General features: G+C 59.4%; 16 protein-coding genes and 3 tRNA genes. 2 read left to right on the top strand and 17 right to left on the bottom strand.

Features of this window, described 5'->3' with window-relative positions; all coding sequences use genetic code 11:
- Positions 1–5 precede the first annotated feature (5 nt).
- From nuoK to A6U87_RS25495, 15 genes are all read right to left on the bottom strand, one after another.
- The gene (gene nuoK / locus A6U87_RS25565; protein ID WP_018900202.1) at positions 6–314 is read right to left on the bottom strand and encodes an NADH-quinone oxidoreductase subunit NuoK; all 309 of its coding nucleotides are present in this window, start codon (positions 312–314) and stop codon (positions 6–8) included.
- Between the two features lie 29 nt (positions 315–343).
- Positions 344–958, bottom strand: coding sequence for an NADH-quinone oxidoreductase subunit J (locus tag A6U87_RS25560; RefSeq protein ID WP_065694131.1), 615 nt, complete (start codon positions 956–958; stop codon positions 344–346).
- A 141-nt stretch (positions 959–1,099) separates the two neighbouring features.
- On the bottom strand, positions 1,100–1,591 hold the full coding sequence (nuoI, locus tag A6U87_RS25555) for an NADH-quinone oxidoreductase subunit NuoI (RefSeq protein ID WP_065694130.1): 492 nt from the start codon (positions 1,589–1,591) through the stop codon (positions 1,100–1,102).
- A gap of 40 nt (positions 1,592–1,631) precedes the next feature.
- On the bottom strand, positions 1,632–2,672 hold the full coding sequence (gene nuoH, locus A6U87_RS25550; protein WP_065694129.1) for an NADH-quinone oxidoreductase subunit NuoH: 1,041 nt from the start codon (positions 2,670–2,672) through the stop codon (positions 1,632–1,634).
- 12 nt (positions 2,673–2,684) lie between these two features.
- Entirely contained in the window at positions 2,685–4,766 is a 2,082-nt protein-coding gene (gene nuoG / locus A6U87_RS25545; RefSeq protein WP_065694128.1) for an NADH-quinone oxidoreductase subunit NuoG, read from the bottom strand.
- A gap of 224 nt (positions 4,767–4,990) precedes the next feature.
- A complete protein-coding gene (locus tag A6U87_RS25540; RefSeq protein WP_141684049.1) occupies positions 4,991–5,614 on the bottom strand; it encodes a helix-hairpin-helix domain-containing protein in 624 nt (207 codons plus the stop codon).
- A 2-nt stretch (positions 5,615–5,616) separates the two neighbouring features.
- Positions 5,617–6,921 (bottom strand): NADH-quinone oxidoreductase subunit NuoF, encoded by a 1,305-nt coding sequence (nuoF, locus tag A6U87_RS25535; RefSeq protein ID WP_065694126.1) that lies wholly within the window; start codon positions 6,919–6,921, stop codon positions 5,617–5,619.
- A gap of 10 nt (positions 6,922–6,931) precedes the next feature.
- Positions 6,932–8,044 carry an NADH-quinone oxidoreductase subunit E gene (locus A6U87_RS25530; RefSeq protein ID WP_065694125.1) on the bottom strand — a complete coding sequence of 371 codons (1,113 nt, stop codon included), beginning with the start codon at positions 8,042–8,044 and terminating at the stop codon, positions 6,932–6,934.
- Positions 8,045–8,060: 16 nt separating this feature from the next.
- Positions 8,061–8,333, bottom strand: coding sequence for a hypothetical protein (locus A6U87_RS25525; protein ID WP_065694124.1), 273 nt, complete (start codon positions 8,331–8,333; stop codon positions 8,061–8,063).
- Positions 8,333–9,523, bottom strand: a complete 1,191-nt coding sequence (locus tag A6U87_RS25520) for an NADH-quinone oxidoreductase subunit D (RefSeq protein WP_065694123.1) — start codon at positions 9,521–9,523, stop codon at positions 8,333–8,335. Before A6U87_RS25520 ends, A6U87_RS25525 begins: the two co-directional genes overlap by 1 nt.
- Positions 9,524–9,595: 72 nt before the next feature.
- A complete protein-coding gene (locus tag A6U87_RS25515) occupies positions 9,596–10,198 on the bottom strand; it encodes an NADH-quinone oxidoreductase subunit C (RefSeq protein ID WP_065694122.1) in 603 nt (200 codons plus the stop codon).
- A 15-nt stretch (positions 10,199–10,213) separates the two neighbouring features.
- Positions 10,214–10,798 carry an NADH-quinone oxidoreductase subunit B family protein gene (locus A6U87_RS25510; RefSeq protein WP_056537784.1) on the bottom strand — a complete coding sequence of 195 codons (585 nt, stop codon included), beginning with the start codon at positions 10,796–10,798 and terminating at the stop codon, positions 10,214–10,216.
- Positions 10,789–11,154 carry an NADH-quinone oxidoreductase subunit A gene (locus A6U87_RS25505; RefSeq protein WP_056537832.1) on the bottom strand — a complete coding sequence of 122 codons (366 nt, stop codon included), beginning with the start codon at positions 11,152–11,154 and terminating at the stop codon, positions 10,789–10,791. The genes A6U87_RS25510 and A6U87_RS25505 overlap by 10 nt, the downstream gene beginning before the upstream one ends.
- Before the next feature lie 350 nt (positions 11,155–11,504).
- Positions 11,505–11,581, bottom strand: a tRNA-Asp gene (locus A6U87_RS25500).
- A 53-nt stretch (positions 11,582–11,634) separates the two neighbouring features.
- Positions 11,635–11,711, bottom strand: a tRNA-Asp gene (locus A6U87_RS25495).
- 390 nt (positions 11,712–12,101) lie between these two features.
- Between A6U87_RS25495 and A6U87_RS25490 the strand changes: the two genes are divergently transcribed.
- Positions 12,102–12,177: transfer RNA gene (locus A6U87_RS25490), tRNA-Val, on the top strand.
- Between the two features lie 76 nt (positions 12,178–12,253).
- On the opposite strand, the gene A6U87_RS25485 is transcribed toward A6U87_RS25490, so the two are convergent.
- On the bottom strand, positions 12,254–12,787 hold the full coding sequence (locus tag A6U87_RS25485) for a hypothetical protein (protein WP_065694121.1): 534 nt from the start codon (positions 12,785–12,787) through the stop codon (positions 12,254–12,256).
- 653 nt (positions 12,788–13,440) lie between these two features.
- Here A6U87_RS25485 and A6U87_RS25480 point away from each other — a divergent pair.
- Positions 13,441–14,046: a class I SAM-dependent methyltransferase gene (locus A6U87_RS25480; RefSeq protein ID WP_065694366.1), complete on the top strand. Its 606-nt coding sequence runs from the start codon at positions 13,441–13,443 to the stop codon at positions 14,044–14,046.
- Between the two features lie 6 nt (positions 14,047–14,052).
- On the opposite strand, the gene A6U87_RS25475 is transcribed toward A6U87_RS25480, so the two are convergent.
- Positions 14,053–14,454 (bottom strand): cupin domain-containing protein, encoded by a 402-nt coding sequence (locus A6U87_RS25475; RefSeq protein ID WP_065694120.1) that lies wholly within the window; start codon positions 14,452–14,454, stop codon positions 14,053–14,055.
- Between the last annotated feature and the right edge of the window lie 34 nt (positions 14,455–14,488).

The raw sequence follows: 14,488 nt of genomic DNA, 5'->3' as shown, positions 1-14,488 counted from the left end.
CCTTATCAGCCCTTCATCATATTGACGTCTTCCACGGCGATGGAGCCGCGGTTGCGGTAGAAGACGACGAGAATTGCGAGACCGATGGCCGCTTCAGCAGCAGCGACGGTCAGAATGAACAATGCAAAGACCTGGCCGACGATGTCGTTCAGGAACGACGAGAAGGCGACCATGTTGATGTTGACCGCGAGCAGAATGAGCTCGATCGACATCAGGATAACGATGATGTTCTTCCGGTTGAGGAAGATACCGAAGACGCCGAGCGTGAAGAGGATGGCGCTGACCGTCAGGTAATGGGAAAGTCCGATGACCATTGTGTTGTTTCCTTAAGCTCGCGCCTGCCTCAAAGCCCCTGCCCCGGCTTCACCGTCACCACCTCGACGGCGGTCTTCGGATTGCGGGCAACCTGGTTCGCAATGTTCTGCCGCTTGACGTGCGTGCGATGCTTGAGCGTCAGCACGATCGCCCCGATCATCGCGACCAGAAGCACCAAACCGGCGATTTCGAAGAAGTAGACGTAATTGGTGTAGAGCACATCGCCGAGCGCCGCGGTGTTGGTCCGGTCGGTGATGGCCGGGATCGGCATCGCCACGGACTTCGCGATCTCAGGCGAAATCACGCTGCCGCCGACCACGACGATCAGCTCGGCTGCGAGGATCACCCCGATCAGCGCGCCGATCGGCGCATATTCGAGAACGCCGGCCCGCAGCTCCGTGAAGTCGATGTCGAGCATCATGACCACGAAAAGGAAGAGAACGGCCACGGCCCCGACATAAACGACCAGCAGGATCATCGCGAGGAATTCGGCGCCGAGCAGCAGGAACAGGCCCGCCGCATTGAAGAAAACCAGGATCAGGAAGAGAACCGAATGAACAGGGTTCTTCGACCAGATAACCATGAACGCCGACGCTATCGCGATAAAGGCGAAAAGATAGAAAAATAGAGCCTGCAGACCCATGTTGGTGCCTTTTTCATCTTCCCCCGGGCAGCCGGGAGTTTCCCTGCCCGATGAAGCTTCGCAAGGAGGGATCCAGCAAAGCTCCGGTGCATGTTGACCGGAAGCCGCGTCAGGCGCGGCATCCCGGCATTTCAATTTCGATCAACGGTACGGTGCGTCCAGCGCGATGTTGCGCGCAATTTCGCGCTCCCAGCGGTCGCCGTTGTCGAGGAGCTTCTGCTTGTCGAAGTAGAGCTCTTCGCGTGTTTCCGTCGCAAATTCGAAATTCGGGCCTTCGACGATCGCATCGACCGGGCATGCCTCCTGGCAGAAGCCGCAGTAGATGCACTTCACCATGTCGATGTCGTAACGAACCGTGCGGCGCGTGCCATCGTTGCGGCGCGGGCCAGCTTCGATGGTGATCGCCTGTGCAGGACAGATCGCCTCGCACAGCTTGCAGGCGATGCAGCGCTCTTCGCCGTTGGGATAACGACGCAGGGCATGTTCGCCGCGGAAGCGCGGGCTGACCGGTCCCTTTTCAAACGGATAGTTGACCGTTGCCTTCTGCTTAAAAATGTACCGGAAGGTCAGCCAGAACGCACTGGCGAATTCCTTCAGGAACAGCGAGCTGACAGCGTTGGACAAGCCTGCCATCTTCAACCTCCAAAATTGCTTGAAACGAGGGCCGACATAATCACGAACCCATCAGCTTCAGCACGAATGCAACGATAACGACCATTGCCAGCGACAGCGGAAGGAAGACCTTCCAGCCGAGGCGCATGAGCTGGTCGTAGCGGTAGCGCGGCACGAATGCCTTCACCATCGCGAACATGAAGAACACCAGGCACGACTTCAGCATGAACCAGATGATGCCCGGAACCCAGTTCAGGAACCACACGTCGACCGGCGGCAGCCAGCCCCCGAGGAACAGGATCGTCGTCAGCGAGCACATCAGAACGATGGCCGCGTATTCGCCGAGCATGAACATCATGTAGAGCGCGGAGCCGTACTCGACCATGAAGCCGGCGACGAGTTCGGATTCAGCTTCCGGAAGGTCGAAGGGCGGACGGTTCGTTTCAGCAAGCGCCGAAATGAAGAAGATGATGAACATCGGGAACAGGGCGAGCCAATGCCAATCCAGGAAGGAAGCCGGCAGGCCGAGGCGCGTTCCGATGCCGCTCTGCTGAGCGTGAACGATATCCGTCAGGTTCAGCGAGCCAACGCAAAGCAGGACGGTAACGATGACGAAACCGATCGAGACTTCGTAGGACACCATCTGTGCTGCAGAGCGAAGCGCGCCGAGGAACGGATACTTCGAGTTCGAAGCCCAGCCGCCCATGATGACGCCATACACTTCGAGCGACGAGATCGCGAAGATGTAGAGGATACCGACGTTGATGTTCGAGATAACCCAGCCATCAGCGAAGGGCACGACAGCCCAGGTCGACAGCGCCAGAAGCACGGTAACCAGCGGCGCCAGAAGGAAAACCGCCTTGTCAGCCCCGGCCGGAATGATCGGCTCCTTGAAGACGAACTTCAAAAGGTCGGCAAAGGACTGGAAAAGTCCCCACGGACCCACCACATTCGGACCACGACGGAGCTGAACTGCTGCCCAGATCTTACGGTCGGCCAGCAGAATGTAGGCGATGAAGACGAGGAGGCAGACGAGGACGAGAAGCGACTGACCGACCATGAGAAGGCCGGGCAAGACATAAGTTGAAACAAACGATTCCATAGTCCCCTGCCCTTACTCTGCCGCGACTTTAAAGTTGTTGCGGGCCAATGCCGAGCACTCGGCCATGACAGCCGACGCGCGCGCGATTGGGTTCGTCAAATAGAAGTCTTTCACAGGCGACGCAAACCCGGATTTGTTCATCTTGCCGGCTTTTTTCGCAACTGCGGCAATTTTGGCGCTGTCGCTTTCGGCAATCTCGTCGAGCGCTGCGAAATGCGGGAATGCCGCATAGAGCTTGGCGCGCAACTGGTTCAGTGAATCGAACGGCAGCTTCTTGCCGAGCACGTCGGAAAGCGCACGAATGATCGCCCAGTCTTCGCGAGCGTCGCCAGGAGCAAAGCCTGCGCGGTTGCCCATCTGAACGCGGCCTTCGGTGTTGACCCAGATACCGGACTTTTCGGTGTAGGCGGCTGCCGGCAGGATGACGTCAGCGTTCTGTGCGCCTTCGTCACCGTGCGAGCCGATGTAGACCGTGAGCTTGGCCTTCTTCGCCGAGAAGTTCAGTTCGTCCGCGCCGAGCAGGAAGAGCACGTCCATCGCAGTCAGCATTTCAGCCGCGCCGACGCCCTTGGCGCCAGGCACGAAGCCGAGGTCGAGACCGCCAACGCGCGATGCTGCGGTGTGCAGTACTGCGAAGCCGTTCCATCCTTCGACAACCGCGCCGACATTGCCGGCGAGCTTGGCAACACTTGCGAGAACGCCAGCGCCATCGCTGCGCGACAGAGCGCCCTGGCCGATGATGATGAGCGGCTTCTTGGCGTCCGTCAGAACCTTTGCGAAGGCATGGTTGCCGTCGACGAGATCCTTCAGGGTGTCCGGGCCGGAGCCGAGGTATTCGTAGTTGTAGCGAAGCTCGCCGCCCTCACCGATCACGCCGATCGGGAAGTTGCCACGACGCCAGCGCTTGCGGATGCGAGCGTTGAGGATAGCAGCTTCGAAGCGCGGGTTGGAGCCGATGATCAGCAGCGCGTCAGCCTGCTCGATGCCTTCGATCGTCGGGTTGAAGACGTAGCTTGCACGACCGAGCGACGGATCGAGTGCCGTCCCATCCTGACGACAGTCGAGGTTCTCGGAGCCCAGCGACTTCACCAGTTCGGAAAGCGCATACATTTCTTCGACGGAAGCGAGGTCACCGGCGATCGCGCCGATCTTGTCGCCCGAGGTCGCTGAAACGGCCGCCTTGATCGCGCCGAAAGCTTCACCCCAGGTCGCAGGCTGAAGGCGACCGTCCTTGCGGACGTATGGCTTGTCGAGGCGCTGTGTCTTCAGGCCGTCCCAGATGAAGCGGCTCTTGTCGGAGATCCACTCTTCGTTGATCTGGTCGTTGACGCGCGGCAGGACGCGCATGACTTCGCGGCCACGGGTATCGACGCGGATCGCCGAACCGAGCGCGTCCATGACGTCGATCGATTCGGTCTTGTTCAGTTCCCACGGACGCGCCGTGAAAGCGAAAGGCTTGGAGGTGAGCGCACCGACCGGGCAAAGGTCAACGACGTTGCCCTGCAGTTCGGAGGTCATCGCCTGCTCGAGATAGGTGGTGATCTCGGCATCCTCGCCGCGGCCGATCAGGCCGAGTTCGGCAATGCCGGCCACTTCGGTCGTGAAGCGAACGCAACGCGTGCAGTGAATGCAGCGGTTCATCACGGTCTTGACGAGCGGTCCAATGTACTTGTCTTCCACGGCGCGCTTGTCTTCCTGATAGCGCGAGCTGTCGATGCCGAAGGCCATTGCCTGGTCCTGCAGGTCGCATTCGCCACCCTGGTCGCAGATCGGGCAATCCAGCGGATGATTGATGAGCAGGAACTCCATCACGCCTTCGCGGGCCTTCTTGACCATCGGCGTATTGGTGAACACTTCAGGCAGCTCGCCGTTCGGGCCGCCACGGATATCGCGTACGCCCATGGCGCAAGATGCCTGCGGCTTCGGCGGACCACCCTTGACCTCGACGAGGCACATGCGGCAGTTGCCGGCAACCGAAAGGCGCTCGTGGAAGCAGAAGCGCGGAACTTCAGCACCGGCTTCTTCACACGCCTGAATGAGGGTGTAATGATCCGGGACTTCGATCTCGTTACCGTCAATCTTCAGTTTTGCCATCGTCACTCAGTCCTGTTTTCCGTTTGCCGGATGGCGGCAAACAAATCTATTTTGCAACGTTTCCACTGCCAGGCCGGATTTTTGCGCCCGCTAGCACCGGTATCGTCCAAATTCTGTTTCCGCTCCCGAGACCCGAGACCGGCATTCGGCATCTGCAACACCAGGCCATGCCTGTCCGTCGTTCTGCCTCGACTTCACTTCGGCCAAGTCATTCGGCCGAAAAATTACGTCCGCTTCCTGCCCTTCGCCGATAGCGCCTTTGCTTGAGCAACCCAGCCGTCCCGCGCGATACGGCCTTCAAAGCCGAGCTCAGCGTCGATCCGCGCGATGTCCTCGTCCGACCATGCCGCGAGATCCGCGAAGGTGCGTATCCCCTTGGCGTTAAGAACCTGCTCAAGCTTCGGACCGATCCCCGAGATCTGCTTGAGATCATCGGCTTTCCGCGTCCGTGGCGCGACCTTCGCCTTCGCGACCGGCTTCGGAGCCGGAGCAACGGCAAGTTCGACCTTGCCTGGCGCGGTCTTTACCGGTGCTGGGCGAATGTTCTCAGGCTTCACGTCCACTTCCGGCTTAGACTCATCCGGCGGCGTCTCATCGAGCACAGCGGCCAGCTGGTTTGACGCTTCCACAGCGCCCTGGAGGGCTCCGAGGAACGCACCGGCCATCTGCGTGGAAAAGCCGAAACCGATCGCCGTCGCTGCGGCCATCGCCGCAGCCGGATTGATCATCAGCGGCGGCAGCGGCAGGGCCCGGGCGTTTTCCAGCATCTCGGCAGCAAGACGGCCGAAGTCGGCCGAAAAATCAGCCGCTCCTTCCTTCTTCGTGCTGTCGGACGCCTTCGTCATCAGCCTTACTCTGCAGCCTCGAGAACCGCACCGTGATCCATCGCGCTCGCCGTGTACTGGTCGATACGCGCTTCGATCTCGTGGCGGAAGTTACGGATCAGACCCTGCACTGGCCATGCGGCAGCGTCGCCGAGCGCACAGATGGTGTGGCCTTCGATCTGCTTCGTGACCTGGAACAGCATGTCGATTTCGCGCTTCTGGGCATTGCCCTTGGCCATGCGCTCCATGACGCGCCACATCCAGCCCGTGCCTTCGCGGCACGGCGTGCACTGACCGCAGCTCTCATGCTTGAAGAAGGCCGAGATACGGGCGATCGCCTTGATGACGTCGGTGGACTTGTCCATGACGATCGAGGCTGCCGTACCGAAGGACGAACCAACCGAACGCAGACCGTCGAAGTCCATCGGAACGTCGATCATGTCCTTGGCCGGAACGATCGGGCACGATGCGCCGCCCGGGATGACCGCGAGCAGATTGTCCCAACCGCCACGGATCCCGCCGGCGTGCTTGTCGACGAGTTCACGGAAGGTGATGCCCATTTCTTCTTCGACGGTGCACGGCTTGTTGACGTGACCGGAGAGCATGAACAGCTTCGTGCCGACGTTGTTCGGGCGACCGAGCGAGGAGAACCAGCCAGCACCACGACGCAGGATCGTCGGAGCAACGGCGATCGACTCGACGTTGTTGACGGTCGTCGGGCAGCCGTAGAGACCCATGTTGGCCGGGAATGGCGGCTTGAGGCGCGGCTGGCCCTTCTTGCCTTCGAGGCTTTCGAGAAGTGCTGTTTCTTCGCCGCAGATGTAAGCACCCGCGCCATGGTGGACATAGATGTCCATCGGATAGCCGAGCTTGTTGCTCTTGCCGAGCAGACCGTAGTCGTAGCACTCGTCGATCGCGGCCTGGAGGGCTTCGCGCTCGCGGATGTATTCACCACGGACGTAGATGTAGGCAGCATTCGCGCCCATGGCGAAGCTGGCGATCACGCAGCCTTCGATCAGCGTATGCGGATCGTGGCGCATGATATCGCGGTCCTTGCAGGTGCCCGGCTCCGACTCGTCGGCGTTGACGACGAGATAGTGCGGACGACCATCCGATTCCTTCGGCATGAAGGACCACTTGAGACCCGTCGGGAAGCCTGCGCCGCCACGACCTCGAAGACCAGAGGCCTTCATCTCGTTGATGATCCAGTCGCGACCCTTTTCGAGAATCTGCTTGGTGCCGTCCCAGTGGCCGCGGCTCATCGCGCCCTTCAGGGACTTGTCCTTGAGGCCGTAGATATTGGTAAAGATGCGGTCTTTATCTTGTAACATGCTTCACCTCTTACCGCGGCTTCTTACCGAAGACCTTGATATATTCCGCTTCGCCGCCCTTGGCGAGCGCCTTGGCCTGCTTGACCCAGTCGTCACGCTCGATGCGACCCTTGAAATTCAGGTAGCCGTCGACCCATTCGCGCTCCGCCTTCTTCCAACCCGCGACTTGCGCGAAGGTGAAGATGCCGAGTTCGTGGAGCGTACCCTCGATCTTCGGGCCAACGCCGGAGATCAACTTCAGATCGTCAGGAGTGGCCGGCTTCTCGATGCCCGCCGGACGATTCTTGTCGCTCAGCGAAGGCTTGCCGACGTCAGCCGCAGCCTGTTCTTCGACCGCCTTGACGTTCTTCGCGGCAGCCTTGGGCGCCGTAGCAGGCGTCTTCAGGGCCGCGTTGGTTTCGGCGTCGGTGCTCTTCGGACGAGCCGCTTCGGACGGAGGAACGGGCGCAGCGTCAACCTTGGCGGTTGCTGCTTCTGCAACAACCTTCTTGGCGGATGCCTTCTTCTTCGGCTCTTCGTCGGTCAGGCTCGTCGGGCCGCCTTCGGGCGACGAGAAATGACGATCAATCTGCGGGCCGGGCGTGATGCTCGCGCCGTTGCCTGCTTCAAACGTGTCGATGATCTCACCCAGACGCTCTGGTGTCAGATCCTCGTAAGTGTCCTTGCCGATCATGACCATCGGTGCATTGACGCAGGCCCCGAGACATTCGACTTCTTCCCAGGACAGCGTGCCTTCAGCATTCCGTTCGAAGGGATGATGGTGGATCTTGCTCTTGCAGACCGACATCAGACCTTCCGAACCACGTAGCATGCAGGGCGTGGTGCCGCAAACCTGGATGTGCGCACGCGTTCCCACAGGAGCCAGCTGGAACTGGGTGTAGAATGTCGCGACCTCGAGGACGCGGATATAGGCCATGTCGAGCATGTCGGCGACCTTCTCGATCGCTGCACGCGTAACCCAACCATCCTGCTCCTGCGCCCGCATCAACAGCGGAATGACCGCGGATTGCTGACGGCCTGCGGGATATTTCTGGATCGTCTTATCCGCCCAGGCTGCGTTCTCGTCATTGAAGGCGAACGCGGCTGGCTGGAATTGATCTTCGGCTAATCGACGAACGGACATTCTTCCTCACGCCTTGTCAGTTTAGGGCGCCACACTGCGAGGCGGTCAGAGACTTCATCTCGCAAGCATAGGCCGACTGGTCTTTTTGCAAAAACACAACGAACTTGCCGCCGTTTGGAACGGCGGTCTTGATTTCATACCCCTTGGACAACAGGTCGCCCATCGAGGTCTTTGCTGCCGGCGCCGTCGGTGCTTCCTGACCCAGCTTGAGGCCAAGCCCACCGGCTTCCTGAGCGAATGCTCCGGAAGCCGAGAGAAGAACGATGGAGACGAGCGGCAGCAAACGCATCAGCGGTCTACCTCACCGAACACGATGTCGAGTGAACCGAGAACAGCCGTCACGTCCGCAAGCATGTGACCCTTGCAGAGGAAGTCCATCGCCTGCAGATGGGCGTAGCCCGGGGCGCGGATCTTGCAGCGGTACGGCTTGTTGCTGCCATCGGAGACGACATAGACGCCGAACTCGCCCTTCGGCGCTTCGACGGCCGCGTACACTTCGCCGGCCGGAACGTGGTAGCCTTCGGTGTAGAGCTTGAAGTGGTGGATGAGCGCTTCCATCGAACGCTTCATCTCGCCACGCTTCGGCGGAACGACCTTGCCGTCGATCGACGAGACCGGGCCGGTCTTGGCGCTGCCCATCAGGCGCTCTACGCACTGCTTCATGATGCGAACCGACTGGCGCATCTCGATCATGCGGATCAGGTAACGATCGTAGCAGTCGCCGTTCTTGCCGATCGGAATGTCGAATTCCATATCGTTGTAGCACTCATAAGGCTGCGAGCGACGCAGGTCCCAGGCAGCGCCCGAGCCGCGAACCATCACGCCCGAGAAGCCCCAGGACCAGGCATCAGCCAGCGACACCACGCCGATATCGACGTTACGCTGCTTGAAGATGCGGTTGTCCGTCAGAAGGCCTTCGATATCGTCGAGGATCTTGAGGAACGGGTCACACCACTTGCCGATATCCTCGACCAGCTCTGGCGGGATGTCCTGGTGGACGCCGCCCGGACGGAAATAGGCCGAGTGCATACGCGCGCCGCAGGCGCGCTCGTAGAACACCATCAGCTTTTCGCGTTCTTCGAAGCCCCAGACCGGCGGCGTCATTGCGCCGACGTCCATGGCTTGCGTCGTGACGTTCATGATGTGCGACAGAATTCGGCCAATTTCGGAGTACAGAACTCGAATCAGCTGACCGCGAATCGGAATTTCAAGCTTCAGCATCTTTTCGACGGCGAGCGCGAAAGCGTGCTCCTGGTTCATCGGCGCGACATAGTCGAGACGATCGAAATAAGGAACAGCCTGAAGATAGGTCTTCGATTCGATCAGCTTCTCGGTGCCGCGGTGCAGCAGGCCGATATGCGGATCGACGCGCTCGATGATTTCGCCATCGAGTTCAAGCACGAGACGCAGAACGCCGTGCGCGGACGGGTGCTCCGGTCCGAAGTTGATCGTAAAGTTGCGAACGTTATGTTCAGTCATAGCGACGCGCTCCGCGCTGGCAATTGGCATGAGACGGCGAACGGAGAGGCTTCAAGACAGTCGAGCCTCATCTTAGTTCGCAGCCTTCTCGTCTCCCGGAAGTACGTAGTCGGTGCCTTCCCACGGGGACGTGAAATCGAAATTGCGGAATTCCTGCTTGAGCTCGACGGGTTCGTAAACGACGCGCTTGGCGGCATCGTCATAACGCACCTCGACATAACCCGTCGTCGGGAAATCCTTGCGGAGCGGATGACCTTCAAAGCCGTAGTCCGTGAGGATGCGGCGGAGGTCGGCATGGCCGGAGAACGGAATGCCGTACATGTCCCAGGCTTCACGCTCGAACCACTCAGCACCCATGTAGACTGATGTAGCTGATGGAACCGACTCACCATCGGCGACAGCAACCTTCACGCGGATGCGCAGGTTCCGCTTCGGCGACAGGAGGTGATAGACGACATCGAAACGCTTCTCACGCTGCGGCCAGTCGACGCCGCAGATATCGATCATGCTGATGAAGCCGCAACGGGCGTCGTCACGCAGGAACGTCAGCAGCGCCAGAATCGTCTCCGGCGTCGCAGTTACGTTCAGCTCGTCGTAGCTGATGGATGCATCAAGAAAGAGATCGCCACGCATCTCGCGGAGATACGAGGATAGTTCGCTCAAGGCTTCACTCATGACAGTCCTCCGCCCTTAGCGCTCAATCGTTCCGGTTCGACGGATCTTCTTCTGCAGAAGCAGCACCCCGTAGAGCAGCGCTTCTGCCGTGGGGGGACAGCCCGGCACGTAGATATCGACAGGAACGACACGATCGCAACCACGCACGACCGAATAGGAATAGTGATAGTAGCCGCCGCCGTTTGCGCAGGAGCCCATCGAAATGACGTAACGCGGCTCAGGCATCTGGTCATAGACCTTGCGGAGCGCAGGCGCCATCTTATTGGTCAGCGTGCCGGCAACGATCATGACGTCGGACTGGCGCGGCGAAGCGCGCGGAGCAACACCGAAGCGCTCCATGTCGTAACGCGGACCGGAGACCTGCATCAGGCCTTCGACGGCGCAGCAGGCCAGACCGAACTGCATCCACATCAACGAGCCCGTACGGGCCCAGGTGATCAGATCGCGCGTGGAGGTAACGAGAAAGCCCTTGTCAGCCAATTCATCGTTGATCTCACCGAAGAAGGCGCTGTCGTTGCCGATCGGCTTGCCCGTAGCCGGGTCGATCACGCCTTTCGGATGCGGCGCAACGAGCGCCTTGTCGCTTGGGGCTACTCCCATTCCAGGGCTCCCTTTTTCCATTCATAAATAAAGCCGATGGTCAGCACGCCAAGGAAGACCATCATGGACCAGAAGCCGAACCAGCCGATCGCGCCGAACGAAACGGCCCAAGGGAAGAGGAAGGCGACTTCGAGGTCGAAGATGATGAAGAGAATCGACACCAGATAGAAGCGGATATCGAACTTCATGCGAGCGTCGTCGAATGCGTTGAAGCCGCATTCAAAAGCCGAAAGCTTTTCCGAATCAGGCGCCTTGTAGGCAACGGCGAACGGCGCAATGAGCAGCGACAGGCCGATTACAAGGGCGATAGCAATGAAAATGGCGATCGGAATATAGGAACTGAGCAGTCCAGTCATCAGGTTCATCCCTGCTTGCCGGCTGCGCCGGGAGGCGCGAATGGGCATTTGCCCGGCAAGCGAACGTGCGTTGCAACAACGCCGTGGTTAGCGCAGCCAGAGCCACGGCGCAAGACTTTTAGAGGGTCAATTCGAATAGTCGACGCGCGACTTTACCAAGCAGATGCAATGATGTCGCGACAAATCCACAGAAGTTGATTCAGGCGCATGCCAGCCCATCCGATATTGCATGGCTTATCGCGGAAACAGACAGGGAAATCGGTCGACCGCATGCGGCAAAAGTCAATAAAGGCCGGGGCAAGAAAGCCCGGAACCTTGATGTATTGGAGAACATTTCCTGAAGAAAGAAATGGCGCGAGTGACGGGGCTCGAACCCGCGACCTCCGGCGTGACAGGCCGGCACTCTAACCGACTGAGCTACACCCGCGCATAACAGACACCAAGCTTGCCGGACGATGCCTTTCAGCATCTGCATTGAAATGGCGCGAGTGACGGGGCTCGAACCCGCGACCTCCGGCGTGACAGGCCGGCACTCTAACCGACTGAGCTACACCCGCATTCATTTCAAGCAATCCGGAGGCTTTCGCATCCTTGTCAAAGCAGCGTTGCCGCTTCGATGAGCGGCTAACTAAGGGGTTCGCATTTGAGTGTCAAGCAGGTTTGGAGACAAAACGATGACAGTTTGCGAATTGTTTGTGGGAGACGAAAAACGAGATGAATCGCTCCCCTTCTATATAAGGGGCCCCTCGCATCGATTTTGGCTGCCGCATCAACCGACCGTCGTCGCGGCCGGTTTTTTATCCACAGGCAGAATCCGCGCACAACCAAGGCAAATGACGATCCGCCTTCAAAAAAATCAAAAAATCTTCACAAACACTCTTGCGGTTTGTCCGCGATCCGCATAGATCACGGCCACCGACGCGGCGGACATGATCCGCACAGCGAGCGGGCGATTAGCTCAGTTGGTAGAGCGCCTCGTTTACACCGAGGATGTCGGGAGTTCGAGTCTCTCATCGCCCACCATTTTCCTCCCTTTTTGGCCGCATATTTCAATACCGAAGCGTCATGCCCCCGGGCGACGCGATGTGTTGTCCCCCTCCTACCCAGCGAGGGCTGTGCCGATTTCCAACGCCTTGTCCGATATCGTGCGCCCCCTTGCGCTTGGGTGGCAAACGACGGTGTGAGAAATACCGTGCCGCCGACATGCTGCCGTGGCGACGCCTCCGAGAGCGATAACACGTCTCCCCGAAAGCTCGTGCCGTGTAACTTGGTCGAACGAGATATCCACATTGGCGCGCGAAATGCCTTCCGATCGCTGTTCCTTGGGCAGTAAATGAAATGCCTGAGTGACGTAGATGTGTGAGCGGGTGAGACCCGACTCAACGAGGGCTTGGCCTAAGACCTTGTTGAAGAGAATGCCGGGGAGGAACCCGAGCTTGGTCAAGATTGCATGATGTTGGGTGATTGACGACACATCCAGCCAGTGCAGCGCAAGCAGCACGGGACCGGTCTTAGACCGAGATGATATCTGGTAGGGGCTTACCCAGTCCCCATCAAAGCCAACATCTGCAAGTGTCGCAAAGCCGTCTATACGCAGCTGTCTCCGACGCTCACCGATTTCTTGGTAGTCCATCGCGCGCCCTCACCCATGTCGCTTCATATCGAACTCTGCAGCCACGACGACGTCAATGGAAATCCGCACCCACCGCTTCGTCAGCAATACGCACCGAAGCCGCTGTACCGAACGGCCCGGAGAGCAACACCCCTACAGGACTGCCAGTTGGCTGTACGCGGTTGATAGAACAGCGATATTCGAGTAGGGGCGAAGTGGTTGGAAAAATGAGCCTCGGAAACGCAGCGCGATGAAGAGAGATTCGCCTTCTCTTGCGCGTGGTGCATCTTACCTGCTCGCCGATTCGTAGCCGGTGCTGGGCGAATGGCCTCGCTGGAGGCTTGCCGACGCGAGAGTACGAATAAACGAGCTTCCCTAGTTGACGAGGACCGCCTTCTTTCCTTTCGATAATTTCGCGATGAAGGACACACCTTCTGGAATGCTAGAGCAACGATCTGAAAGGGAATCTAAAAGGGCCTGCATTTTCTCTCGCTGTTGCGCCCTGGCGCCAAACGGTGGGAACCGGAAGTGTAACGCGGCGCTCGCATCTTCCGCCTCACCCACCCATGACGGCCCATGGGGTAGCCAAGCGGCCGCCCGGTTGGCTATATGAGCATCTTGCTTCCGGCCGCGCCGGCGGGGAGCCCACAGGCATCATCATCCGAGATATCATCATGAAAACACGCGAAGAACGGCAGGCACAAAGGGCGAGCATGCCGAGGACGCAGCTTGCTGCCCATCACATGGAAAATGCGCGGCTGCTGCCGGATCGCGGCGAATTGCTCTATCGCATTCCGAATGGCGGCATCGGCGTCGAGGTCGGGGCGGCATTCGGCGAGTACACCGCCGAGATTCTGGAGAAGAATCGCCCGGCGCAACTTTATCTCATCGATCCGTGGAGCATGGATCGCTACAGCTCCGGCCTCGACCAGATCCATACCCAGTTCAAGCAGCAGATCGATAGCGGCCAGCTGCACCTGATGCAGGGCACGTCGCTCGAAAAGCTTGCCGAGTTCGAAGACGACTTTCTCGATTGGGCCTATATCGACACCGACCACTCGTTCGAACTGACATGGCAGGAGCTTCTGCTCTGCGAGAAGAAGGTCAAACGGACCGGCCGGATTGCCGGCCATGATTTCTGCACCGGCAACACGGTCAAGCCGATCGTTTACGGCGTGGTCGAGGCCGTCACGAAATTCTGCAAGGACTATGGCTGGCAATTCGAGTTCCTGACGGTCGAATCGCACGCTCACTTTTCCTATTGCCTGAAGCGGCTCTGAACCGCCTCAGGCCTTTCCCGCATATTGCTCGTCGCTGACTTGTTCCATCCAGTCAGCGGCCTTGCCATCCAGGGCCTCGTGGATGGCGATATGGGTCATGGCAGTATCCGGCGCGGCGCCGTGCCAATGCTTTTCACCAGGCGCGAACCACACGGAGTCGCCGGCGCGGATTTCCTGAAGCGGGCCGCCCCAGCTTTGCGCCAGGCCCTTGCCTGATGTGATGATCAGCGTTTGCCCCAATGGGTGGGTGTGCCATGCGGTGCGGGCGCCCGGCTCGAAAGTCACGCTGACGGCCCTGACCCGTGCCGGCTCGGGGGTATCCATCAGTGGGTCCTGACGCACGGCACCGGTGAAGTATTCGGCAGGCGCCTTCATCGAAGGCCCGCTTCCGACGGGTTTGATCTCCACTGCACGCTCCCTTGCGAATTGAACTCAACGTTAT

This window comes from Rhizobium sp. AC44/96, from assembly GCF_001692185.1.
GTDB lineage: Bacteria > Pseudomonadota > Alphaproteobacteria > Rhizobiales > Rhizobiaceae > Rhizobium.
Note: the sequence above shows the minus strand (reverse complement) of the source record. Positions and strands in the feature narration are given on the sequence as shown.

Bases quoted from the DNA above. Each gene is read 5' to 3' on its own strand.
- A6U87_RS25515 (WP_065694122.1), bottom strand. From the start codon at position 10,198: ATGAGTGAAGCCTTGAGCGAACTATCCTCGTATCTCCGCGAGATGCGT.
- A6U87_RS25510 (WP_056537784.1), bottom strand. From the start codon at position 10,798: ATGGGAGTAGCCCCAAGCGACAAGGCGCTCGTTGCGCCGCATCCGAAA.
- A6U87_RS25530 (WP_065694125.1), bottom strand. From the start codon at position 8,044: ATGTCCGTTCGTCGATTAGCCGAAGATCAATTCCAGCCAGCCGCGTTC.
- nuoF (WP_065694126.1), bottom strand. From the start codon at position 6,921: ATGTTACAAGATAAAGACCGCATCTTTACCAATATCTACGGCCTCAAG.
- A6U87_RS25485 (WP_065694121.1), bottom strand. From the start codon at position 12,787: ATGGACTACCAAGAAATCGGTGAGCGTCGGAGACAGCTGCGTATAGAC.
- A6U87_RS25480 (WP_065694366.1), top strand. From the start codon at position 13,441: ATGAAAACACGCGAAGAACGGCAGGCACAAAGGGCGAGCATGCCGAGG.
- nuoH (WP_065694129.1), bottom strand. From the start codon at position 2,672: ATGGAATCGTTTGTTTCAACTTATGTCTTGCCCGGCCTTCTCATGGTC.
- nuoG (WP_065694128.1), bottom strand. From the start codon at position 4,766: ATGGCAAAACTGAAGATTGACGGTAACGAGATCGAAGTCCCGGATCAT.
- A6U87_RS25560 (WP_065694131.1), bottom strand. From the start codon at position 958: ATGGGTCTGCAGGCTCTATTTTTCTATCTTTTCGCCTTTATCGCGATA.
- nuoI (WP_065694130.1), bottom strand. From the start codon at position 1,591: ATGGCAGGCTTGTCCAACGCTGTCAGCTCGCTGTTCCTGAAGGAATTC.
- nuoK (WP_018900202.1), bottom strand. From the start codon at position 314: ATGGTCATCGGACTTTCCCATTACCTGACGGTCAGCGCCATCCTCTTC.
- A6U87_RS25525 (WP_065694124.1), bottom strand. From the start codon at position 8,333: ATGCGTTTGCTGCCGCTCGTCTCCATCGTTCTTCTCTCGGCTTCCGGA.
- A6U87_RS25520 (WP_065694123.1), bottom strand. From the start codon at position 9,523: ATGACTGAACATAACGTTCGCAACTTTACGATCAACTTCGGACCGGAG.
- A6U87_RS25505 (WP_056537832.1), bottom strand. From the start codon at position 11,154: ATGACTGGACTGCTCAGTTCCTATATTCCGATCGCCATTTTCATTGCT.